The sequence below is a fragment of the Paenibacillus spongiae genome, from assembly GCF_024734895.1.
GTDB classification, from domain to species: domain Bacteria; phylum Bacillota; class Bacilli; order Paenibacillales; family Paenibacillaceae; genus Paenibacillus_Z; species Paenibacillus_Z spongiae.
In genome coordinates, this window is record NZ_CP091430.1 from 675,555 (window position 1) to 696,636 (window position 21,082).

Annotated in this window: 22 protein-coding genes and 1 pseudogene; 16 read left to right on the plus strand and 7 right to left on the minus strand. The window is 55.2% G+C overall.

What is annotated here, in order from left to right:
- Positions 1–3: 3 nt before the first annotated feature.
- The 8 genes from L1F29_RS03005 to L1F29_RS03040 all read left to right on the plus strand — a co-directional run bounded on the left by L1F29_RS03005 (position 4) and on the right by L1F29_RS03040 (position 7,961).
- Complete coding sequence (locus L1F29_RS03005; protein ID WP_258386922.1) at positions 4–1,803, plus strand: acyl-CoA dehydrogenase FadE; 1,800 nt, start codon at positions 4–6, stop codon at positions 1,801–1,803.
- 33 nt (positions 1,804–1,836) lie between these two features.
- Entirely contained in the window at positions 1,837–3,669 is a 1,833-nt protein-coding gene (locus L1F29_RS03010) for a long-chain-fatty-acid--CoA ligase (protein WP_258389587.1), read from the plus strand.
- Positions 3,666–4,097 carry a PaaI family thioesterase gene (locus L1F29_RS03015; protein WP_258386923.1) on the plus strand — a complete coding sequence of 144 codons (432 nt, stop codon included), beginning with the start codon at positions 3,666–3,668 and terminating at the stop codon, positions 4,095–4,097. The genes L1F29_RS03010 and L1F29_RS03015 overlap by 4 nt, the downstream gene beginning before the upstream one ends.
- Before the next feature lie 111 nt (positions 4,098–4,208).
- Complete coding sequence (locus L1F29_RS03020) at positions 4,209–4,418, plus strand: hypothetical protein (RefSeq protein ID WP_258386924.1); 210 nt, start codon at positions 4,209–4,211, stop codon at positions 4,416–4,418.
- Between the two features lie 230 nt (positions 4,419–4,648).
- A complete protein-coding gene (locus tag L1F29_RS03025; RefSeq protein ID WP_258386925.1) occupies positions 4,649–4,837 on the plus strand; it encodes a hypothetical protein in 189 nt (62 codons plus the stop codon).
- Between the two features lie 102 nt (positions 4,838–4,939).
- The gene (gene map / locus L1F29_RS03030) at positions 4,940–5,683 is read left to right on the plus strand and encodes a type I methionyl aminopeptidase (protein WP_258386926.1); all 744 of its coding nucleotides are present in this window, start codon (positions 4,940–4,942) and stop codon (positions 5,681–5,683) included.
- Positions 5,684–6,169: 486 nt separating this feature from the next.
- Positions 6,170–6,928: a phytanoyl-CoA dioxygenase family protein gene (locus tag L1F29_RS03035; RefSeq protein ID WP_258386927.1), complete on the plus strand. Its 759-nt coding sequence runs from the start codon at positions 6,170–6,172 to the stop codon at positions 6,926–6,928.
- A gap of 187 nt (positions 6,929–7,115) precedes the next feature.
- Positions 7,116–7,961, plus strand: a complete 846-nt coding sequence (locus tag L1F29_RS03040; protein ID WP_258386928.1) for a phytanoyl-CoA dioxygenase family protein — start codon at positions 7,116–7,118, stop codon at positions 7,959–7,961.
- A gap of 177 nt (positions 7,962–8,138) precedes the next feature.
- Here the strand turns inward: L1F29_RS03040 and L1F29_RS03045 are convergent, their stop codons facing one another.
- Positions 8,139–8,705, minus strand: coding sequence for a GNAT family N-acetyltransferase (locus L1F29_RS03045; RefSeq protein ID WP_258386929.1), 567 nt, complete (start codon positions 8,703–8,705; stop codon positions 8,139–8,141).
- A gap of 193 nt (positions 8,706–8,898) precedes the next feature.
- Here L1F29_RS03045 and L1F29_RS03050 point away from each other — a divergent pair, with 193 nt between their 5' ends.
- From L1F29_RS03050 to L1F29_RS03070, 5 genes are all read left to right on the plus strand, one after another.
- Positions 8,899–9,276 carry a hypothetical protein gene (locus L1F29_RS03050; RefSeq protein WP_258386930.1) on the plus strand — a complete coding sequence of 126 codons (378 nt, stop codon included), beginning with the start codon at positions 8,899–8,901 and terminating at the stop codon, positions 9,274–9,276.
- A gap of 278 nt (positions 9,277–9,554) precedes the next feature.
- Positions 9,555–10,049 (plus strand): cation:proton antiporter regulatory subunit, encoded by a 495-nt coding sequence (locus L1F29_RS03055; protein ID WP_258386931.1) that lies wholly within the window; start codon positions 9,555–9,557, stop codon positions 10,047–10,049.
- Between the two features lie 5 nt (positions 10,050–10,054).
- The gene (locus tag L1F29_RS03060; protein ID WP_258386932.1) at positions 10,055–11,284 is read left to right on the plus strand and encodes a cation:proton antiporter; all 1,230 of its coding nucleotides are present in this window, start codon (positions 10,055–10,057) and stop codon (positions 11,282–11,284) included.
- A gap of 29 nt (positions 11,285–11,313) precedes the next feature.
- A complete protein-coding gene (locus tag L1F29_RS03065) occupies positions 11,314–12,174 on the plus strand; it encodes a YitT family protein (protein ID WP_258386933.1) in 861 nt (286 codons plus the stop codon).
- 89 nt (positions 12,175–12,263) lie between these two features.
- Positions 12,264–12,917: an SOS response-associated peptidase family protein gene (locus tag L1F29_RS03070; RefSeq protein ID WP_258386934.1), complete on the plus strand. Its 654-nt coding sequence runs from the start codon at positions 12,264–12,266 to the stop codon at positions 12,915–12,917.
- 82 nt (positions 12,918–12,999) lie between these two features.
- Here L1F29_RS03070 and L1F29_RS03075 read toward each other — a convergent pair whose 3' ends face one another.
- Genes L1F29_RS03075 through L1F29_RS03085 form a run of 3 tightly spaced genes read right to left on the minus strand, consistent with a single transcriptional unit; the run spans position 13,000 to position 14,643 of the window.
- Complete coding sequence (locus L1F29_RS03075; RefSeq protein ID WP_258386935.1) at positions 13,000–13,485, minus strand: 8-oxo-dGTP diphosphatase; 486 nt, start codon at positions 13,483–13,485, stop codon at positions 13,000–13,002.
- A gap of 34 nt (positions 13,486–13,519) precedes the next feature.
- The gene (locus L1F29_RS03080) at positions 13,520–13,795 is read right to left on the minus strand and encodes a hypothetical protein (RefSeq protein WP_258386936.1); all 276 of its coding nucleotides are present in this window, start codon (positions 13,793–13,795) and stop codon (positions 13,520–13,522) included.
- Positions 13,796–13,854: 59 nt separating this feature from the next.
- Entirely contained in the window at positions 13,855–14,643 is a 789-nt protein-coding gene (locus tag L1F29_RS03085) for a helix-turn-helix transcriptional regulator (RefSeq protein WP_258386937.1), read from the minus strand.
- Between the two features lie 126 nt (positions 14,644–14,769).
- On the opposite strand from L1F29_RS03085, the pseudogene pyk reads away from it, so the two are divergent.
- A pseudogene (gene pyk, locus L1F29_RS03090) lies at positions 14,770–15,768 on the plus strand (pyruvate kinase); the annotation flags it as partial.
- A gap of 150 nt (positions 15,769–15,918) precedes the next feature.
- Positions 15,919–17,859 carry an ABC-F family ATP-binding cassette domain-containing protein gene (locus tag L1F29_RS03095; RefSeq protein WP_258386938.1) on the plus strand — a complete coding sequence of 647 codons (1,941 nt, stop codon included), beginning with the start codon at positions 15,919–15,921 and terminating at the stop codon, positions 17,857–17,859.
- Positions 17,860–18,619: 760 nt separating this feature from the next.
- Here the strand turns inward: L1F29_RS03095 and L1F29_RS03100 are convergent.
- The 3 genes from L1F29_RS03100 to L1F29_RS03110 form a co-directional block, all read right to left on the minus strand.
- Positions 18,620–19,075 carry a Dps family protein gene (locus L1F29_RS03100; protein WP_258386939.1) on the minus strand — a complete coding sequence of 152 codons (456 nt, stop codon included), beginning with the start codon at positions 19,073–19,075 and terminating at the stop codon, positions 18,620–18,622.
- A gap of 39 nt (positions 19,076–19,114) precedes the next feature.
- Positions 19,115–19,345 carry a hypothetical protein gene (locus L1F29_RS03105; RefSeq protein WP_258386940.1) on the minus strand — a complete coding sequence of 77 codons (231 nt, stop codon included), beginning with the start codon at positions 19,343–19,345 and terminating at the stop codon, positions 19,115–19,117.
- An 89-nt stretch (positions 19,346–19,434) separates the two neighbouring features.
- The gene (locus L1F29_RS03110; RefSeq protein ID WP_258386941.1) at positions 19,435–19,836 is read right to left on the minus strand and encodes a secondary thiamine-phosphate synthase enzyme YjbQ; all 402 of its coding nucleotides are present in this window, start codon (positions 19,834–19,836) and stop codon (positions 19,435–19,437) included.
- 244 nt (positions 19,837–20,080) lie between these two features.
- Here L1F29_RS03110 and galU point away from each other — a divergent pair, with 244 nt between their 5' ends.
- Positions 20,081–20,986 (plus strand): UTP--glucose-1-phosphate uridylyltransferase GalU, encoded by a 906-nt coding sequence (gene galU, locus L1F29_RS03115; protein ID WP_309252405.1) that lies wholly within the window; start codon positions 20,081–20,083, stop codon positions 20,984–20,986.
- Positions 20,987–21,082: the final 96 nt, after the last annotated feature.

The window sequence follows — 21,082 nt, forward strand, 5'->3', positions numbered from 1 at the left end:
AATATGGCGCAAGCAAACCGCTGGGGCGGCCGCTTTGTTATGGATGACATTCCGCCGGAAGCGGTTGTCACCCCGGAGGATTTCACGGAGGAGCAGCGGATGATCGCAGATACGGCGCGCGCGTTCGTGGCAGGGGAAGTGCGTCCGCGCGATGCCGAGATTGAAGCGCTTGACTATGCGTTAACCGTCGAATTGATGCAGAAGGCCGGGGAGCTTGGATTGCTGGGCGCCGACGTTCCGGAAGAATACGGCGGACTCGGCCTCGATAAGGTCAGCACGACATTGCTTGCGGAGACGCTTGCCGAAGCGTCCTCATTCGCGCTGTCCGTCGGCGCCCACGTCGGGATCGGCACGCTGCCGATCGTCTTCTTCGGCACGCCGGAGCAGAAGAAGCGCTACCTGCCCGATCTGGCCGCGGGAACCCGCATCGCGGCGTACTGCCTGACCGAGCCGGCTTCCGGATCCGACGCGCTTGGCGCGAAGACAACGGCGAGGCTGTCGCCGGACGGGACGCATTATGTGCTGAACGGCTCCAAGCTGTACATTACGAACGCGGGGTTCGCAGACATCTTTATCGTATATGCGAAGGTGGACGGCGACCATTTTACGGCATTCATTGTGGAGCGCGGAGCGAAGGGGTTCGCCATCGGACCCGAGGAGCACAAGATGGGCATCAAAGGCTCGTCGACATGCCCGCTGTTCTTCGACGATACGCCGGTTCCGGTCGGGAATGTGCTCGGTCAGGTGGGCAAAGGCCACCTCATCGCCTTCAACATTCTGAATATCGGCCGGTTCAAGCTGGCCGCCGCCTGTGTCGGGGGAGCCAAAGAGACGATTGCGCTCGCCGCCCAATATGCCGGAACACGCAAGCAGTTCGGACGCACGATCTCCTCCTTCCCGCTCATCGGCGCGAAGCTGGCGGACATGAACATCGCGGCCTATGTCATGGAAAGCATGGTGTACCGCACCGCGGGCTGGATCGACGAGATGCTGCGGGATTCCGGGGAGGCGGCGGAAGCGGCTGGTACTGCTGGCGACAGCGGGCTGCGGGCCGCCAAGGCGATCAGCGAATATGCGCTCGAATGCTCCATCAATAAAGTGTTTGCGACCGAAGCGCTCGATTTTGTGGCCGACGAAGCCGTGCAAATCCACGGCGGCTACGGCTACATCCGGGAGTATAAAGTGGAACGGATCTACCGGGATTCGCGGATCAACCGGATTTTTGAGGGAACGAATGAAATCAACCGCATGCTTATTCCGGGAACATTGATGAAGAAGGCGCTCAAAGGCGAGCTGCCGCTGCTGCAAAAAACGCGCGCGCTGCAGGCGGAGCTTCTGCAGCCCATGCCGGTGCCCGATTTCGAGGCGCCGCTCAGCAAGGAAACGTACCGGATTCAGCAGGCGAAGAAAACCTTTCTTGCCGTCGGAGGCCTTGCGGTGCAGAAGTATGGGCTTGCGCTCGAGCAGCAGCAGGAGGTGCTCTGCCTGCTCGCCGATATGATGATTCAAATCTATGCGATGGAAAGCGCCAATCTCCGCACGCGAAAGATGCTCGCGCGTACCGGCGGAAGCGCAGCGAAAGCGAAGGCCTCTATCGAGATGACCGTCGTGTTCGTACAGGAGGCGATGGACCGGATCGAACGCTATGCCCGGACCGCTCTGACCGCCATGGAAGAAGGGGATGGGCTGCAGGTGCAGCTGTCCGTGCTGAAGAAGCTCATGCGCGCCCCGTTATCCGATACGGTGGCGCTCAAGCGGAACATTGCACAGCGGATCGTCCGCAGCGAACATTACATCACCTAAGGGGGCTTCCACGTGAGGGAATCGGATCAAGACATGAAGCCATGGCTCCGTCATTACCCGCAGGAAGTTGCGCCTGACATCGATATTCCGGACTACAGCGTAGCGGATCTCTTGCGGCGGTCGGCTGCTGAATATCCGGAGCATACAGCGCTTTATTTTCACGGCAAAAAAATGAATTACCGCGAGCTGCTGGCCGCTGCCAATAAGATGGCGGCCGGTCTGCAAGCGCTGGGAGTGGGCAAGGGCGAACGCGTCGCCATTATGCTGCCGAATTGTCCGCAGACGGTTATCGCGTACTTCGGCACGCTGCTGGCAGGCGCCATCGCCGTCATGACCAACCCGCTTTACGTGGAGCGGGAGCTGGAGCATCAGCTGCGGGATAGCGGGGCAGTGGCGATCATCGTACTCGACCTGCTGTACCCCCGCTTGGCAAGGGTGCGGGGGGAGGCGCCGGAGAAGGGAGCCGTGCCGGAACTTCGCCATGTCATCGTGACATCGATGAAGGACGGGTTGCCTTTTCCGAAAAGCCAGCTATATACCCTGAAGCAGCGACGCGAGGGCAATCGTCCCGCTGTGCCATACGGACGGCATGGCGTTCTCGCGTATTCGCGCTTCCTGGGGCGTGCGTCTGCGCAGCCGAAGGAAACGGACACCGATCCGTCGCGGGATATCGCCTTGCTGCAGTATACGGGCGGCACGACCGGGCTGGCCAAGGGCGTCATGCTGACCCATCGCAATCTCATTGCGAACGCCGTCCAGACGGCGGCTTGGTGCTACCGGATGGGGGACGGGCGCGAGCGGTTCCTGGCCGCTCTCCCGCTGTTTCACGTGTTCGGTCTGACCGTCGTCATGAATCAGGCCGTACTGCGGGCGGGAATGCTCGTACTGCTGCCGAGGTTCGAGATCGATACCGTCCTCGAAACGATCAAGCGCCTGAAGCCGACTGTATTTCCCGGGGCGCCTACCATGTACGTAGCAATCATTAATTTTAAGAATGTGAATAAATATGATTTATCGTCTATTGAGGCGTGCGTCAGCGGGGCGGCTCCACTCCCGCTTGAGGTGCAGGAGAGGTTCGAAGCGCTCACTGGCGGTAAATTGATCGAGGGGTACGGCTTGACGGAGGCTTCTCCGGTCACGCATGCGAACCCGCTGTGGGGGAAGCGGAAAATCGCGACGATCGGACTGCCGCTGCCCGGCACCGATGCGGTAATCGTGGATGAGGAGACCGGCGATCCGCTCCCGCCCGGCCATATTGGCGAACTGCTGGTCCGCGGTCCGCAGGTGATGGCCGGCTACTGGAACCGGCCTGAGGATACGGCGGCGGCGCTGCGCGAGGGCTGGCTGTATACCGGCGATTTGGCGGTAATGGATGGGGACGGCTTCTTTGCCATTGTCGACCGCAAGAAGGATGTCATCATCGCTGGCGGCTTCAACGTGTACCCGCGCGAGGTGGAGGAGGTGCTATACGAGCATCCGGCGGTGAAGGAAGCGGCCGTAATCGGAATTAAGGATGCTTACCGGGGTGAGACGGTCAAAGCATTCGTCATTTTGAGGGAGGGCAGAACTGTATCCAGCATGCAGCTTGACCATTGGTGCCGCGAGAGGCTTGCGGCCTATAAGGTGCCTCACCAGTATGCGTTCCGGGATGAGCTGCCGATGACCATGATCGGCAAAGTGCTCCGGCGCAAGCTTCATGAGGAAGAGATTGCCGCCGCGCATCCCGGAGCTTCCGAGCAAGGGAATGACGCAGCGGCGCCAAGCACATCTCCTTCCTCCGCGGATGACGATGTGCCGGTGACATCTGACCCCGGCGAAGTTCCGCCTTCAGGGGGCGAGCCTGACCGCGGGGAGGATGACCGATGACGGAGATCGAGAGGGGGAAATCGGCGGGTCGCTCCGATAGCTGGATGCGTCTTGAAGAAGCTGCCCGAGCAACCTTCTGGGGGTATCTTGGCTGCGAAGTGGTTCAAGCGGATAGCCGTCAATCGCTTATTCGTCTGAAGCTTCGGCCCGAGCACTTGAATTTGCTTGGCATCGTTCACGGCGGGGTGCTCGCTTCGCTCATGGACAATGCGATGGGGCTCGTCGTCATGATCGGCAGCCCCGATGACAAAACCGTTACCGCGAACATGAACATTCAATATCTGAAAAGTGCAAATAGCGGCACGCTTTCGTGCGAGGCACGGCTCGTGCACCGTTCGCGCCGATCGTTCACGCTGCAGAGCAGTATATATGGGGAGGATGGGGATTTGCTCGCCTGGGGAAGCGGGTCATTCCGGTTAGTAATATAATTGTTACATGTTACAATTCTGTAGCGGCAAGTCCATCTGATTGAAAGCGTTATCTATTTCCCCTATACTTAGCCTATGAATGGAATTAGGCTGGGCAAAGGGGGCACGACTATGGTAAGTCCGTGGATTACGACGATTGTGATCATATTTGGCATATTGGTATCTATAGGCTGCGTGATCGCTTATTTGCGCGTCTACAAGAACAGTGCCTGGTCCGCGTCCCGTAAGCCTGAGAGCAATACGCCGCCTCTCGCAGTATTCCCGCACGATGAGATGCCTATGAAGGATCAAAATGAACCGCCAAATAACGACAAACATTGAGCTTAAAGGAAAATGAACATTGTGTTCGCTTTTATCTCTTGTTCAGAAATGTTATAATTGAATGACAAATGAAAATACTCTCCTTTTTTTTGGTTGATGTTGAAGCCAGTCGCCTGTTTGATCTCTAGTTTGTTCGACGCAGATGGGTATCCAGCGAACGGAAACGAATCCGGCCGCGTTCTCGCGCATGAATTATTAGGACCACCAACCGTTGATAGGGAGGGGATTTCATGGCGAAAAGAAGCCATAATGAAGTCAAAGAAAGCCTAAAGGAACTCACGAGAATTTTTCAACCCAAGGACTCGAAAAAGTTCGTCCGCGATTATATCCGTAAATATCGGATCATGGGTGGGTATGAAGAGGAACTTACGATGTTAGTCGAGCATGAGATGGGCAAGCTTCGCTCATCCGTCAGTTGAATAATCAATACTCTGCCTTGCCTGGTCATCAGGACAAGGCTTTTTTGTTTCCTTGCACCGTGACCGCATTTAGACACCTGGTGAGCAGGAGGGACACAGCGTATGATCGAACTGAAGACCGATGATCAAATTCAATGCATTCGCAGAGCGGGACGAATCGTAGCTGCATGCCATGAGGAGATCGCGCGCCGGATAAAGCCGGGATTGACGACAGCCGAGATCGATCGGTTCGTGGAGGATTATATGAAGCTTCATGGAGCCAGACCAGCCCAAAAAGGTTATAAGGGCTATCCGTATGCGACCTGCGCATCGGTGAACGAAGTCGTCTGCCACGGCTTTCCGACCGATAAGCCGCTGCAGGATGGCGATATCGTGACGATCGATATGGTCGCCGAGCTGGATGGCTGGATGGCCGATTCGGCATGGACCTATACGCTGGGGAATACCGCCCCGGAGGTATTGAAGCTGGCCAAGGCGACGAAGCAAGCGCTGTTTGCGGGCATCGCCCAAGCCGTCCCGGGCCGCAGGCTCGGGGATATCGGCCATGCGGTGCAGCAGGCGGCGGAGCGGGAAGGCTTCATGATCGTCGATAGCTTCGTCGGGCACGGCATAGGCCGCAGCATGCATGAAGCGCCGCAGGTGAAGCATTGCGGGAAGCCCGGTACCGGGAAGCGGCTCCGGCGGGGGATGGTCATTACGATCGAACCGATTCTGGCGATGGGGATGCCCTATATTAATATCGACGAAGACGGATGGACCGCCCGGACCTTCGACGGAATGCGGTCGGCTCAATACGAGCATACCATTGCGATAACGGATGGAGAGCCCATCATTTTAACGTGTTAATCATATCGAGCTGCTGAATGCCGGGGAGAGAACCCCGGCCTTTTTTATGCGGGAACAGCATAAGGTAAAAGGGGAAAGCGTATGACGGTCATCGTAATATGTGTTGCCAGTCGAACTGCCTCCGCATTGGAATTCCCGGGTTGTCCGGATATATGGCGGGCATTGCATGATTGCATTATAAATTCGGTGAAAAGACTTCTTGCATAGGGCTGGCAATCATTCTAGAATGATAGTGAAAATTGGAAATTGACGAATAAGTTTGATTGGTTTACGCAATTCAATTGGTTTTCGCATCCAGATTGGTTCTTCGTATTTAGCTTGATTTTCGTATTTTGATTTTTCGAATCCAGGCACTCTTCCGTATTTAACTATGCTAACTGTATTCAGATTTATCACATCATCGCAGGATGGGTAATCGCTTGGTGTTGTGGATTAACGCGGTTAAAATTGTTTCTCGAATGGGGATGAGCGGGAGGGAATCCGGCAATGAAGCTTTCTGCGGAACAAGTGAAGCAATTTAATGAGAACGGTTACCTGGTCGTTCCTGGGCTGCTTACGCCATTGCAGCTGGAAGAGCTCAAACGGATGGTGGATGCCGTTCTGGACGGCACCATCAAGCCGGACCCGAGTCAAGATCTGGAGGATTTCGAATTGCAGTACGAGCCGGCTGTGACCGGAAGCGCCGCTGTTCCAAGGAGGGACCGGATCAGGGTTGCGTTTCATCTGTGCCATTCGCATCCTTACTTCTGGAACCATGCCGTAAGACCGGAAATTCTGGATGTTGTGGAGTCGCTGCTCGGAGAGCGTATCAAGCTGTATACAGACCAGATGTTCGTGAAGCCTGCGCATCATGGCAGCGAAGTGCCCTTTCACCAGGATCATGCTTATTGGACCCAGGTTGAACCTTACCGCATGATCAGCTGCTGGGTCGCGCTGGACGATGCTACGGTAGAGAACGGCTGTGTCCGCATGCTCCCCGGCACGCATCATCAGCTTCTGCCGCATCGGGAGTTCGAGGGCAACCAGAGGTACGGCTTGCTGGAGGAGGATGTCGATGCCGGCCGCGAGGTTGCGGTAGAAATCAAAGCCGGGTCGGCGATGTTTCACCACTCGTTAACCGTTCATCGGAGCTTTCCTAATCTCGGCGATCAAGGAAGACGCGGTCTGGTTACGATTTACATGCCGGCGGACGCCGTGTTCGTGAAGCCGTGGAACTTCAAATACGGGTTCCGGACGGTTCGCTGAACATGAACGTGACAGCGCTATCAGGAATGAATGCCAAGGTGTAGATGCCTTTGAACGAACCGCACTGGAATCCATCCGAGAACGACGTTCAATTTTTCAAGCGCAGCGGGTACTGGATATCCCCGTGTAATGACCAATGGTTCCCGGTGCTCTGCGACAAACCATAGGATTAGAGGAGGAATGGGATATGTATGAAGCAAAAACGGTGGATTTGGCCAAGCATCTGGAGGAGTTTAAGGAGCAGGGGTACACTGTATTCGAGCGAGTCTATGATGAGGATACGATAGCGGCATGGAAGGAGAAATTCCACCAGTTGAAGGAGGATCGCGCCGCAACCTCTCAGAATGAATGGTGGTACAGCAGCACCTGCGAGCTGGCGCCCAAGCTGATGCTGCCGGCCGTCGCGAATCCGCTCATCCTCGATTTTGCCGAGCTGGTTATGGGACCGTTCGTCCAATTGGATAATTTGACCTTGGCGGGCTTCGGCTCCATCACGAAGGCAGAGGCGGGCAGCCGGGTCTCGGGCTGGCATCGCGACCGGTGGGCGAATATGCCCGGGGAAGACTACACGCATCCCTTGTCGATTAACGCCATTAGCTACCTGCAGGATTTGACGGATGAATACGGCCCGCTGCGCGTTATTCCAGGATCGCACCGCAAACCTTGCGGGCTGGCCAAAGAGGAGCAGTCCATCCCGCATCCCGACGAGCTGGTGCTGAATATGAAAGCCGGTGACGTGGTCGTGACCCATAACGGATTGATTCATTCCGGTACGCCGAATACCTCCGGGAATATCCGGTATTTCTTCAGCGTGTATTATAACAGGACATGGCTGAAGCATACCGATAATCACAGCGGACCTAACGTTCAGGCCATCATCCAAGCTGCAAGGAAGCGGAACGACCATCGGACGATGCGGCTGTTCGGCGTGGACGAACATCTGGAAGCAAGGGCGAATTCGGGATTCCTGACGGCAGACGAGCAGCGCTGGGCAGAGTGGAGCGCGGCCGATAAAGCAGCGATCAAGCCATAAGCGAAAGACGCCGGCGGAAGCCGCACATATGCCGTTAAGGATACTCCGCAAGGATCGCGCCGAGTAAGACGGTCTCAACTGCAAAAGCCTCCAAAATCACTGTTAAAGTGGATTTGGAGGCTTTATTCTGGTTCCCTTCTTAAATAGGGCTAATAAAATCGATTACGGCCTCTTCCTTTAGTCAAGCTGTTTGACCATATGCTCGTACAGATGTCCGGCAATTTCAAGCTGATGCCCGTCGGCCCGGTAGCCTTGCTTGGAATAGAGCCCTTTGGCATTTTCGTTGCCCAGCTCGACGATGAGCGACAATCGCGCATACCCCTGTTTTGCCCCTTCGGCTTCGAATGCCTTCATCAGCTGCTTGCCCAGCCCCTGTCCGCGAAAATCTTGATCGACGGCTATGGAATCCAAGTAATATTCATTCTCCATCGCTTCCCTTGGGAACGTGAGGTTCCGGTCTCCGGTTAAAGAAGCGATGCGTTCCAGTAGCGGCCGGTCCAGCTCGTCAAGCCGACTCCCATGGTAAGCGAGCATCGCGCCGGCAATCCGTCCGCCGATTTCGACTACGGTACAATTCTCATAGCTAAGACGGTTCGCAGGCTGGCTGAAGAAGGCGGTCATCGCGTCGAGCGCCTGGTCTGCATCGTTCGTGCCCATAAGAATATATGTAATGTCGCCGATGGCCTCGAAGAGCAGCGGTACGGCCGCATGCGCGTCTTCCGGTATTGCTGTGCGGATATTCATGCTGTCTTGTCTCCTTTGCGTAAGGGTTTGTCCACTAGTGTATGCCATAACGGCCTCCGCCGTCCAATTGGGCGCGAATCCTCCTCTCCCAAATTTCAGAGGATGGTGAGGATTGTCAATGGATACGGTTTGTGATTAAAGCCTATTTGTGGTATAATTTCATTGAAATCATTGAAAAAGGCGGTGAGTTCCAATGAAATCTCAAGTCTACTCGTCCATACGCTTTATTTCATCGGTTCTCATTGCTCTCTTCATGCTTTTCGCCACGCCTACTCCAATCCCGGAGACGATTATCAACGAGGCAACCCGCACGATCGTGTCGCCTACCGTCGAGAGCATCGTCAAGCCTCACGTACGTACAGGCTCCGTAATCACGGCCAAGATGAAGCTGACAGCCATGGCTGCCGTGTTCTCCTTTCTTGTGCTTGCAGCATACAGATTCTCTGGAGTCACGTATGTCCCCCGTGCATGTTACCGGCCCACTATTGCGCGACGATTAAGGCGATTGAAATTAGCCCCTGTTAAGTACACCTCCCTTTTTGTGTCATCCTCATTCTTGCTTGCCCGATAACCATGTGACGTGTTTTCGTGTTTATTTCGTGCTGGACAGCCATTTACTCCGGTTTATTTGAATTGCGCTTCAACTATTAAACGAGAAGGCAAGACAGATCTGATTGATACAGGCCATGACGGCTTATTTCCCCTTCGAAAAAAATCGAGGACAGGGAGTCTCTTTGCTGCTGCCAAAAACCAACGTTCGGCCGAAGAATAAACGAATCGGTCATGATGCGAAAATGAAGGATCAAGAATGTTCAAAAAGGGAAAAATATTTGCAGGAGGGTTATGGATATGAATATTCGAGAAAGTGAATTGCCCGGAATCGGGAAGAAATTTCAGCTGATCACCCGCGGAGGCGACAAGCTGGTCATTGTCGTTCATGACGATGGAAGGCGCGAATGCTACCACTATCTTTATGAAGATCCGGAAGAAAGCATCTCCATGATAACCCTGGATGACGACGAAGCGAGATTCGTCGCGGCTGTCATCGGCGGGATGACGTATACGCCCAAAGCGTTGGAATCGATGGAGATCGCGCTTGACGATCTGGTCATCGAATGGTACCGGGTCGAATCCGCCTACAAGTGTGCGGGGAAGTCCATCGGCGAGATGGATGTTCGCCAGCGCACGGGCGTGACGATCATCGCCTTGGTCGGGCCGAAGCAGGCCAAGATTATTAATCCGGGGCCGGAAGTCATGCTTACGCCGGAATCGACGCTGATCGTAGCCGGCGAGCGGGGGCAGCACAAGCTGTTCAAACAAATCTTAATGAATGGATGTGAATAACCGCCATGGACCACACCGTATTCGAAGTCGGGGTGGCAATTGGCTTGATCGCTTTGGCTGGATTAATCTCGGCCAAACTGCGATTCTCCGTCATCCCGTTCTATATTCTAGTAGGCATGGCCGTCGGGCCGCATGCCATTCAATGGTGGCACATCGATTTGAGGTTCATTGAAAGTGCGCCGCTCATTGAATTCATGGGCCGGATCGGCGTTCTGTTTCTCCTGTTCTATCTCGGACTGGAATTTTCGGTCGGCAGGCTCATCAAGTCCGGCCGATCCATTGCCGTCGGGGGAACGATCTACATTCTGATTAACTTCACGCTGGGCTTTCTGTTCGGTTGGGCCATGCAGCTGCCGATCCAGGAAATTCTCATCGTTGCGGGAATCACGACGATCTCCTCCAGTGCGATCGTTGCGAAGGTTCTCGTTGATTTGAAGCGAACCGCCAACAGCGAGACGGAGATGATTCTGGGGATCATCATGTTCGAGGATGTCTTTCTGGCGGTCTATATCTCGATCGTATCCGGCCTTGTGTTAAGCGGCTCGTCCTCGTTTGGCGGCGTAGCGCTGTCGGCGGCGATCGCTCTTGGCTTCATGCTATTCATTCTTGTCGTAGGACGCAAATGCGTACCGCTGCTGAACCGGCTGCTGCGAATCCGTTCCAATGAGCTGTTCATGCTGGTTGTCTTTGCAGGGCTGTTCATCGTGGCAGGCTTCTCGGAAACGATTCACGTCGCAGAGGCGATCGGAGCGCTGCTCGTCGGCCTGGTGCTGGCCGAGACCGAGCATATGAAGCGGATCGAGCATATCATCCTGCCGTTTCGCGATTTCTTCGGCGCCATCTTCTTCTTCAGCTTCGGCTTGACGATTGATCCGCTTTCGCTAGGCGGTGCGGTCTGGATGTCGCTGGGGGCGGTTGTCGTGACCTTATTCGGCAATTTCGTGGCCGGGATGTGGGCCGGCCGGGTCGCAGGGCTTTCACCGAAGGCTTCGGCCAATATCGGATTAACGATTGTCGCCAGAGGCGAGTTCTCGATCATTATGGCGAATTTGGCCAAGGCTGGCGGGCTGCTTCCGATCATTCAGCCGTTCGCCGCGCTGTACGTACTGATACTGGCTGTGCTGGGTCCGCTGCTGACCAAAGAATCGAAAGCGATCTTCGGGCCGCTTGACCGCGTGTTTAAATTTACCCGAAGCTACAATAAGCGCAAGCAAGCGGCACCACAAGAACCGTAAATACCTGTATCGAAAGGGAGGGATCGAACGTGAGGAAATCGTACGTCACGTATCCTGAACGGATAGACCAGGCAAGAGAAGGCTTCCGCAAGAAGCCGTCTGTCGATTTACTGTTTGTTGTGGCGGGCGCGCTGCTCGCCTCCGTCAGCATTGAGTTATTCCTCGCTCCGAATCAGCTCGTCGTAAGCGGGATGACAGGCGTCTCCATGGTGCTGGCATACGGCCTGGAGATTCGTCTTGGAATATTGCTCTTACTATTGAACGTACCGTTTCTGTATATCGGCTCACGCAAGCTTCAGAAGAAACGGCTGCTTATCGGCTTCTACGGGCTGCTCGTCTTCGGCGTCGCTTCCGTGCTGCTGCATCCCGTGCCCGGGCTGACCGAGAATTTGATGCCGGCAGCTGTCCTGGGGGGCGCGGTTCTTGGCATAGGCATCGGCCTGGTTGTCCGCTGCGGCGGGTTTCTGGATGCCGCCGAGCGCATGGGAACGGCTTGGCTGGGCCGCCGTTATGCGCTTCTCCTGTCGATCGCCGCGAATCTTGCCGTGCTGTTCGCGGCTTGGTCGCTCTTCGGATACGAGCAGCTGCTGCACTCCGCCGTGGCTACAGCGGTTGTGATCATCGCTGCGAACCGGTTTCTCTACGGCAGCTCGGCGCTCGAACGGGTTATCCGCATCGAGAGCGGACGGCTTGGGGAGGTAGCGGATGCGATCGCGGCGGCGACGGGCAGGGTGGCCGTTCATTTGCCGGCACGGCAGGGAAGAGAGGCAACCTTGTATCTGGAGGTTTCCCGGCTGGAGGAGACGGCCATCCGCGAGGCGGCCATGGAGGCCGACCCGGAAGCTTCGATTAACGTGACGCGCGGAGGAAGCGGGCGAGTGCCGCGGTAGCTGGATCGATTTGACCTGTGCTGCAGCTTCTTATGCATGGATTGCCTTGTTCTGGCAAATACTAGCCGAAACAAGAACGAGGTGGTCCCATGTGCCAATCCATTACGAACTCGGCTGATGTATCGGAGCTGACGGAACGTTACCAAATCGAGAAAGTGCTGTTTCATGCTTCCCATTCCCGAGAGATCAATCCGACGGAATCGGTAAGCGCTGTGTTCGAGCATCCGTACGATGGCCGATTGATGAGTGAATTTAGGTGGGGGCTCATGCCCTTCTGGGCGAAAGATTCTGTCTTGATGGAAAGCCGGACGATGCTGTGGAAGCCGATCTTCGACCGGATCTTGAAAAGGCAGCGCTGTGTGATTCCGTGCACGGGTTTCTATGTAAGCAAGACCGAAGGCAAAGTGACGGAGCGCGCGAAGCTGACGATGCGCAGCGGGTCGTTCGCGATCGCCGGCTTGTATGACATCTTCCGTGCGCCGACGGGCGGTAAAGAGACGCTCACGCTCACAATGCTGACAACGCAGGCGAACGGATTGGTTTCGCCGTATAGCCGCCAGATGCCCGCTATTCTGGAGGAGGAGCATGTCGAGCAATGGCTGAAGGGAACCTTCGAGGATCCGTTCGATATGCATGATTTGCTCAAACCGATGGATGTGATGCGCATGATATCCGTTCCGGTCGTCTCTGGCCAGGGAGATAAAGTCGAATTTGATGTTTCCCGTCCGGAATCGGTCGGCTAGCCCATACCATGACGATAACCCCGTTTCATCTACCTAGTAGGTGAAACGGGGTTATTCATGCTGCGGGACTGAGGGGAAGGGATTATATTGTCTTCACGGTTTCGCGTATCGGCCGATTGTTGTCCTCGTCCCATTCCACATGAATCTCGAACGTTCCTTTCTCGAAGAAATAAGGGAACCGGCGCTTGAACCAGGGCTGCATTGGCAGCTCAAGGGCTTCGGAAATCGGCACCCATTCGAGCTCTCCTTCCGGCGGTTGATGCAGCAGCTCGCCCTCGAAGACGGTAGCGGTATAGTTAAAGACCATATAACGAAAGCCTGTGCTGGGGACGACATACTCATCCAGCCCCTTGTAGACCAGGCCGCTAACCCGAAGCCCGGTCTCCTCCAGCACTTCGCGGACGGCGCCATCGGTCAGGCTTTCGGGAAAATCGACCTTGCCGCCCGGACCGATATATCCGGGAAATCCGCGGCTGTCGGGCCGGTTGATCAGCAGCACGCGGCTGCCGTCGGTGACCAGGCACATCGTATATAACGCGTAGGTATTTGGAACGGTTTCGTTGCGCATGATTGCGGCTCAGCCTCTCCTGGTCGGTATGATTCTAATTAGAGGGGGAATCCAGTGCGTCGAGTGCGGCATCGATTAACGTATCGAACAAGTCGTCGTTTTCTTCCAGCTGCTCTTCGACCTGATTGATCTGGATCTCCTTGCCGGGGCCGTTCAGAAAGTTTAAGCTGTACATCCAATCCTCGGCGTTCTTGCTCATCAGCGTCAGCTCGTAACCGGACTTATGTCCGTCCACTTCAAAGTGGACATGGCCGGTATAACCCTCTTCCTTGGAATAGTTCAATTCAGCATTCAAAATATTTACGTTCATCTCTATCGATCCTTTCATAGTATAATCCATGTAATTGCTGCAATGGCCTGCTGCTTTCGTTACTCTCTAGCGGTACGCTCGGCGATGAGATCCGAAGGCAGCTTGCCGACGACCCGCTTGAAGGTGCGGATAAAATAGGACGGGTCGCTGTAACCCAGCTGCTCGGATATATCGTGAACCGTAAGCTGCGAGTGGCGCAATAAATACTGGGCGGTCTTCAATCGTTTCATATGGACGAATTCACTGATGGTCAAGCCTGTGACCTTGCGGAATATGGCGGCGGCATAGTTGGGGCTTACTCCGGTAACGGCCCCGAGCTCCACCTTTGTTATTTTGTCCCGGTAATGCTCATCGATGTACCGCTTCATGCGTTCCGTATGCTGAACGGCCGATGGGGCTTTCTCCCCCTCGTCCACCTCGCGGCTGACGATAACCAGCACCTCCATCAGAAGCGCCGCGCACATGACGGAAAAATAAGGTCCGCGTTCGGTCCACTGCTCCTCGAGCAGGAGCAGCTTCTCGAGCACAAGCTCGGGCATATGCGAGGCCCAGTGGAGCGGAGCCTTGGCAGCGAGCAGGGGGAGCAGTCCGGATGCCTCGGACGCGGAGGGACTGAATTGGACCGTAATCAGGTCGCGAATCCCCCCGTCTCCCTTCAGCTCGAAGCCGGGACAGCCTGCGGGAATAAGCAGCAGTTCGTTCTTTCGGCAGACGTATGTGCGGCCTCTTAGCTCGTAATGGCTTTGTCCGAACCGGACCCAGACGAAATAGTAGCTGTCGCTGCCGAGTCTGCGCCGGTCATGCCGGACAAATCCCCGTTCCTGTCGAATGTGAAATATGCTGAACATCAAGCAGCCCTCAATTATTATAAGACTATAGTATATTTACTGTACTATAGTTCATCGATATTGAACAGCGGCTCCTATACAATAGTATTCAATAGGAGAGAAAGTTCGATAGGAGCGGATGACAAGATGATGAAGACACAAATTGTCTGTACGATGGGGCCTGCCTGTTTGTCGGCAAGTATGCTGGAGGACATGATCGAAGCAGGCATGAATATAGCAAGACTGAATTTGGCGCATGGCGGGCTGGACGATCATCGGGGGCGGATTACTGCCGTTCGGGAAGCTTCCCGCAAGCTTAATAAGCCTGTCCAAATCATGCTCGATATCAAAGGGCCGGAAATTCGCACGGGCATCCTGGAGGAGCCGTCTTATCTTCTGAAGAGCGGCGAATTCTTGACGTTGACGACGGAAGAGATCGTTGGCACCGACAAACGCATATCGGTATCGTATGACATGACCCGCGACGTAACCGCAGGCACGAGCATCATGATCGACGACGGGCTAATCGAACTCCAGGTCGTGCGGGTTGAAGGGACGGAGGTTGTCTGCGTTATTGTGAACGGAGGCGTCATCAAATCGCGCAAAGGCGTGAACCTGCCGGGTATCCGCACCTCGCTGCCGGGCGTTACGGATCGGGACAAGCTGCACATCAAGTTCGGCGTGGAAACAGGCGTTGAGATCATCGCGATGTCGTTCGTTCGCCGTGCGGAGGATGTGCGCGAGGTGAAGCAGATTCTGTCCGATTTGGGGGCCGCTCATATCCAGGTCATTTCGAAAATCGAAAATCAAGAGGGACTAGAGGAGCTTGATGCGATTATCGAAGCTTCCGACGGCATTATGGTCGCGCGCGGCGACCTGGGCGTGGAAATTCCGATCGAGGACGTTCCGATTGCGCAGAAGCGGATGATCGCAGCCTGCAATAAGGCGGGCAAATTCGTCATTACCGCGACGCAAATGCTGGAATCGATGCAGCATCAGCCGCGTCCGACCCGCGCGGAGGCAAGCGACGTGGCCAACGCCGTATGGGACGGAACGGATGCGGTCATGCTCTCCGGCGAGACGGCCTCCGGCCAGTATCCGCTGGAATCGGTCCGTACGATGGCCGCAATCGCAGAGAAAGCGGAGCTTGCGGCGAATAAAGATTTGATTGAAGCCTAATCATCGTTTAAAGTTAATAGAGCGGGGCGCGAATGCGCGGGTAGACCGGATGCGATGGTATCCGGCCCGGCAGACGCGCCTTTTTTGCGAATTGCTAACGTTAGGCGGGATTAGAAGATGCACGTATTAACGGTTGATTATATAACGAAGAGCTATGGCGACAAAATGCTGTTCGAAGACGTCTCATTCGGGATCGAATCCGGCGACAAGATCGGCATCATTGGGATAAACGGTACGGGAAAATCTACGTTTATGAAGGTTGTTGCAGGAATAGAGCCCCCTGATTCGGGCTCTATTCTCGTTGTCGGCGGCGTGAGCGTCCGGATGCTGTCGCAGGATCCGGCATTCGATCCGGAGATGACGGTGCTGGAGCATGTGCTCGGGGGGGATTCCGAGCAGATGCGCGCCGTGCGCGAATACGCCGAAGCGCTGCAGGCGCTGGAGCTGAGCCCGGGCGATGCGGCTCTGCAGGAGCGTCTCGTGCGTACGAACACACGGATGGATGAGCTGGAAGCGTGGAGCCTGGAGAGCGAAGCGAAGACGGCTCTCACCAAGCTTGGCATCGCTCAGTTCGATGTCAAGCTGGGAACGCTGTCCGGCGGGCAGCGCAAGCGGGTTGCGATGGCGGCCGCGTTAGTGCAGCCGTCCGATGTGCTGCTGCTCGACGAGCCGACCAACCACATCGATAATGAATCGGTCGCGTGGCTGGAGCAGATGCTGCAGAAGCGCAAGGGCGCCCTGCTCATGATCACGCATGACCGGTATTTTCTGGACCGCGTCAGCAACCGGATCCTGGAGCTCGATCGGGGGCGTGCCCATTTCTACACGGCGAACTACAGCCGCTTCGTCGAATTGAAGCTGGAGCGGGAGGAGCGGGAGGCCGCATCCGAAGCAAAGCGTAAAAATTTGCTGCGCAATGAGCTGGCTTGGATGCGCAGAGGGGCGAAAGCGCGCTCGACGAAGCAGAAGGCGCGGATCGAACGGTTCGAGACGCTGCAGGCATCCGCGCCGGATAAGGCCCTCGGGAAGCTGGAGGTATCCGTAGCTTCGTCCCGGCTCGGGAGAAAGATCGTCGAGCTGGAAGGGGTGACGAAGTCGTTCGGCGGCAAGGCCGTGATCCGCGGCTTCGATTACATTGCCGTTCCGGAAGATCGCGTCGGCATTGTCGGCCGCAACGGGCAGGGGAAGTCGACGCTGCTGAAGCTGATTGCAAGGCAGCTGCAGCCGGATGCGGGCGAGGTCAAGCTCGGCCCGACCGTGCGGCTTGGCGTATTCTCCCAGGAGAGGGAGGAGATGGATGAGAGTCTGCGCGTCATCGATTACATCCGCGAAGGCGCAGAGCGGGTGACCACCTCCGATGGAACAACCGTATCGGCTTCCCAGATGCTGGAGCGGTTTCTATTCCCGCCGGCGCAGCAGTGGTCGCCGATCTCGAAGCTCTCCGGGGGCGAGAAGCGCCGCGTGCAGCTGCTGCGCGTCCTGATGGACGCGCCCAATGTGCTGCTGCTCGACGAGCCCACTAACGATCTGGATATTGCCACGCTGACCGTACTCGAAGACTACTTGGACGACTTCCCGGGCGTTGTGTTCATCGTTTCGCATGACCGGTATTTCCTGGACCGTACGGCTGAGCGCATCTTCGCCTTCGAGGGCGACGGCGTCATTACGCAGCATGTCGGCAACTTCACCGAGTACATGGAGCATAAGGAAGCAGCGGCCGGGGATACGGGTGGCCGCGCAAGCGCTTCTGTCAGTGCGCCAAGCACGCAGGCGGCGGATGGAGGTTTCTCGAACGGAAGAGAGGAGAAGCAGCGTCCGCTGAAGATGTCCTACAAGGAGCAGAAGGAATTCGAAACGATCGATGACGATATCGAGAAGGCGGAGGAAGGACTGCAGGAGATCGGGCTCCGCATGGAGGCGGCGGTGAGCGATTCAATGCTGCTGCAGCAGCTGCTCGCCGAGCAGCAGGAGCTGGAAGCGAAGCTGGAGCATCTGATGGAACGCTGGACGTACCTGAACGAGCTGGCGGAGCTCATTGCCGCGAACAAGAGAGGCTAGCGGGCGCTGCTGCCGGCTCCCGTCGTGTAAGGCTGCTCAGTGTGCGGGCAGTTCTTGACGTTATCGTAGTAAATGGCTAACTGAATATTCAATAATCAAAGAAACACTTCCCTCCGCCGGGGGGGGAAGTGTTTCTTGTATATGTGGCAGCGTGATGGATCGATGAACTACGGCTATGTATGAGCTGCGCGTATTTATTTCGCTGTCCTGCGGGAGTGAATTGATATTCGTACTGGAATACAGCTGCTGGTTTAACGTTTTGCCTTCTATGTCTAGAGAAAGTTTAGCAAGTTTAATGTTAATTGTCGTAAGAATACTAATTTTCGTTGAATGGGTTAATCTCCCATTTGCCTCGTTTCAATTCGAATGGCATTGAACACTTCAGATATTCTTATTCATTCTATGCTCAGAGCCGTCCAAATAATAAGCACGTATATTAAAGCAGCCAATGCTATTGCAGAGCCAAGAGCTATTATTATGATCGACCGATATCGCCTGAAGAAGCTCGAAATGGACTTTGGCTCTCCTTTACGATCTTCCTTCGTATAGTTCATAGACAAATAGTACCTCCTTACATGGGTTTCCTTTTATTAACTTTACCTTAAATATAAGGATGTATTACTAAAAGTATAAAGTGGAAATATCTGCTGTCAATCATCCGCTCTTGTTCGGCTGCCGCCCCTAATAAGTGAAAAACAGGCTGTCCCTTATGCAGCCTAATACTGCGGAAGGGACAACCTGTTATGATCGGTCCGCTATATTAGCGGCCGTTGAATGCTTTGAGCATCCAGACATGCTTCTCTAGCGAACTATGAATGGCAAGCAGCATATCGGCAGTCGTCTCGTCGCCCTGCTTCTGTGCCGTTTCCATGCCTTCCTTCAGCTCGCCGATGATGGTCGTGAAGTCGCCGATAATGGAATCGACCATTTGCTCGGCTGTTTCCGTGCCGCCGGCTTCCTTCACGCTGGATGTTTCCAAATAGCGTTTCATGGTCGCCTCGGGTTTGCCTTCCAGCGCCAGCAGGCGCTCGGCGATCTCATCGACGTGCAGAGCCGCTTCTTCATAGAGCTCTTGGAATTTAACGTGCAAAGTGAAGAACTGCTGGCCCTTCACGTACCAGTGATAGTTGTGCAGCTTTACGTAGAGGACGCTCCAGTTGGATACCTGCTTGTTCAGAATCGCCTGAATTGTTTTGTCTGCCTCTGTTGTAGCCATGATTGAACCACTCCTTCTGTATGATCTTCTATACCTTCTTTAAACATGTTGTCCGTATACGAATCGGGAAGCCATTGCTATCAGCGGGCGCGGCTGCATATCTGCAGCTGGTATAACGTGCCGGTAACGCCGGCCCTGCACGCCTCCGAAGGCGAACACGACTTCCGATTCGAGCGGTTCAACCTCGCCGCTTTCATTATGGCGCACTTTCAAGCCGATTATTCCCAGCCTGCCCGATTCAACCTCGATTAGTGTAATGATCAGGCTCAAATGGCGCGGACCCGATTCTATGTGGACAATAATTATTACTAAATTAAAATTATTATAAATAAGGACGGATGTCAAGTTATATTTGCCATTTATCCCTTCATCAGCTTCACCGCATACTCGCGATTTCGCGGACCGTCGAATTCACAAAAGTAGATCCCTTGCCATCTGCCCAGAAGAAGCTTGCCTCCCGAGACGATGACGGTTTGCGAGCTTCCGGCCGTCATTGCTTTGAGATGAGAGGCGGTATTGCCTTCCGCGTGGCGGTATTTCGGATGCTCCCAGGGGTAAACCTCATCCAGCCGCATAAGGACGTCATGCTTCACGTCGGGGTCGGCATTCTCTTGGATCGTTAATCCGGCTGTTGTATGCGGGCAGTAGATGACGGCCAATCCATCGGCAAGCTGTTCTTGTTTGACGATGGAGGCGATCTCGCGCGTAATATCGATCATTTCATCGCGTTTGGATGTACGGAGCGTACGATGGATGAGCATGGACTTCACTCCTTGGTGGCATGAGATTGCTCCAAGTGTGGCATGAAAGGAAAGTGATGTCAAATTCGCGCGGCAAAAGGCGAGGATGATGAACTTTTTTATTGGCGGGCATGGTAGAATGAGGGAAATGGGGGTATGATGAATAAAGATATGAAAGTGCGGAATGACCGCCATTTCGGCTGTTTGAACAGTCGATAGACGGCCTGCATTCACTGCAGCATCGTTCGCAGGAAGGAGACGTTTCATTGTGACACAAAAAGTACGGAAAGCCATTATTCCAGCGGGGGGGCTCGGGACGAGATTTCTGCCGGCGACGAAAGCGCAGCCGAAGGAGATGCTGCCTCTGATCGATAAACCGGCCATTCAATATATCGTGGAGGAAGCGGTCGCTTCCGGCATTGAAAGCATCATGATCGTTACAGGACGGAACAAGCGGGCAATCGAGGATCACTTTGACAAATCATTCGAGCTGGAATATGAGCTCGAGGCTCATGGCAAAGCAGACATGCTGGAGCTGGTCCGCAGCATATCGCACATGGCGGATATCTGCTATACCCGCCAACGCGAGCCGCTCGGACTCGGGCACGCCGTGCTCAGCGCGCGCAGCTTCATTAAGGACGAACCGTTCGCGGTTCTGCTGGGCGACGATATTCTATTGTCCGAGCCGCCTTGCCTGAGACGGATGATCGACCTGTATGAGGCGGAACCGTCTTCGGTCGTCGCCGTGATGGAGGTGCCATGGGACCAGACGCATAAATACGGCATCGTCGATCTCGATGAGCGGGCAGGACAAGGACGCGTGAGCGGCCTGATCGAGAAGCCTGCGCCGGGAGAGGCGCCTTCGAATTTGGCCGTTGTCGGCCGCTACCTCCTGGAGCCGGGGATATTCGATCTACTGGAACGCGCGGAGCCGGGCAAGGGCGGAGAAATTCAATTGACCGACAGCCTGCAGCGTCTGAATTTGATCTCGCCGCTTCAAGCCTACCGCTTCGACGGCCGCCGGTATGATGTGGGCGACAAGCTTGGCTTTGTCCAGGCTACGATCGATCTGGCATTGGAGCGGGACGATTTGTCGGAGGACGTACATCACTATTTACTCCAGAAGCTGCAGACCGGCGGGAAGCAAGCGAGCCGAACGACAAGCCTATAGACGAAAATGATAGCAACCTTGCTCTGATCCAAGTAAACCGGCGATTGTAGAACATTTTGCCTGTGCATCGAGTTGTGCTCAATCAATCGTTCCATC

What these genes read in the sequence shown, in the direction of transcription:
- L1F29_RS03055 (WP_258386931.1), top strand. Translation starts at nt 9,555, where the DNA reads ATGAATATTCGAGAAAGTGAATTGCCCGGAATCGGGAAGAAATTTCAG.
- L1F29_RS03070 (WP_258386934.1), top strand. Translation starts at nt 12,264, where the DNA reads ATGTGCCAATCCATTACGAACTCGGCTGATGTATCGGAGCTGACGGAA.
- L1F29_RS03075 (WP_258386935.1), bottom strand. Translation starts at nt 13,485, where the DNA reads ATGCGCAACGAAACCGTTCCAAATACCTACGCGTTATATACGATGTGC.
- L1F29_RS03005 (WP_258386922.1), top strand. Translation starts at nt 4, where the DNA reads ATGGCGCAAGCAAACCGCTGGGGCGGCCGCTTTGTTATGGATGACATT.
- L1F29_RS03040 (WP_258386928.1), top strand. Translation starts at nt 7,116, where the DNA reads ATGTATGAAGCAAAAACGGTGGATTTGGCCAAGCATCTGGAGGAGTTT.
- L1F29_RS03025 (WP_258386925.1), top strand. Translation starts at nt 4,649, where the DNA reads ATGGCGAAAAGAAGCCATAATGAAGTCAAAGAAAGCCTAAAGGAACTC.
- L1F29_RS03020 (WP_258386924.1), top strand. Translation starts at nt 4,209, where the DNA reads ATGGTAAGTCCGTGGATTACGACGATTGTGATCATATTTGGCATATTG.
- L1F29_RS03035 (WP_258386927.1), top strand. Translation starts at nt 6,170, where the DNA reads ATGAAGCTTTCTGCGGAACAAGTGAAGCAATTTAATGAGAACGGTTAC.
- L1F29_RS03010 (WP_258389587.1), top strand. Translation starts at nt 1,837, where the DNA reads ATGAAGCCATGGCTCCGTCATTACCCGCAGGAAGTTGCGCCTGACATC.
- L1F29_RS03085 (WP_258386937.1), bottom strand. Translation starts at nt 14,643, where the DNA reads ATGTTCAGCATATTTCACATTCGACAGGAACGGGGATTTGTCCGGCAT.
- L1F29_RS03100 (WP_258386939.1), bottom strand. Translation starts at nt 19,075, where the DNA reads ATGGCTACAACAGAGGCAGACAAAACAATTCAGGCGATTCTGAACAAG.
- L1F29_RS03045 (WP_258386929.1), bottom strand. Translation starts at nt 8,705, where the DNA reads ATGAATATCCGCACAGCAATACCGGAAGACGCGCATGCGGCCGTACCG.
- L1F29_RS03015 (WP_258386923.1), top strand. Translation starts at nt 3,666, where the DNA reads ATGACGGAGATCGAGAGGGGGAAATCGGCGGGTCGCTCCGATAGCTGG.
- L1F29_RS03050 (WP_258386930.1), top strand. Translation starts at nt 8,899, where the DNA reads ATGAAATCTCAAGTCTACTCGTCCATACGCTTTATTTCATCGGTTCTC.
- L1F29_RS03095 (WP_258386938.1), top strand. Translation starts at nt 15,919, where the DNA reads ATGCACGTATTAACGGTTGATTATATAACGAAGAGCTATGGCGACAAA.
- L1F29_RS03110 (WP_258386941.1), bottom strand. Translation starts at nt 19,836, where the DNA reads ATGCTCATCCATCGTACGCTCCGTACATCCAAACGCGATGAAATGATC.
- map (WP_258386926.1), top strand. Translation starts at nt 4,940, where the DNA reads ATGATCGAACTGAAGACCGATGATCAAATTCAATGCATTCGCAGAGCG.
- L1F29_RS03080 (WP_258386936.1), bottom strand. Translation starts at nt 13,795, where the DNA reads ATGAACGTAAATATTTTGAATGCTGAATTGAACTATTCCAAGGAAGAG.
- L1F29_RS03060 (WP_258386932.1), top strand. Translation starts at nt 10,055, where the DNA reads ATGGACCACACCGTATTCGAAGTCGGGGTGGCAATTGGCTTGATCGCT.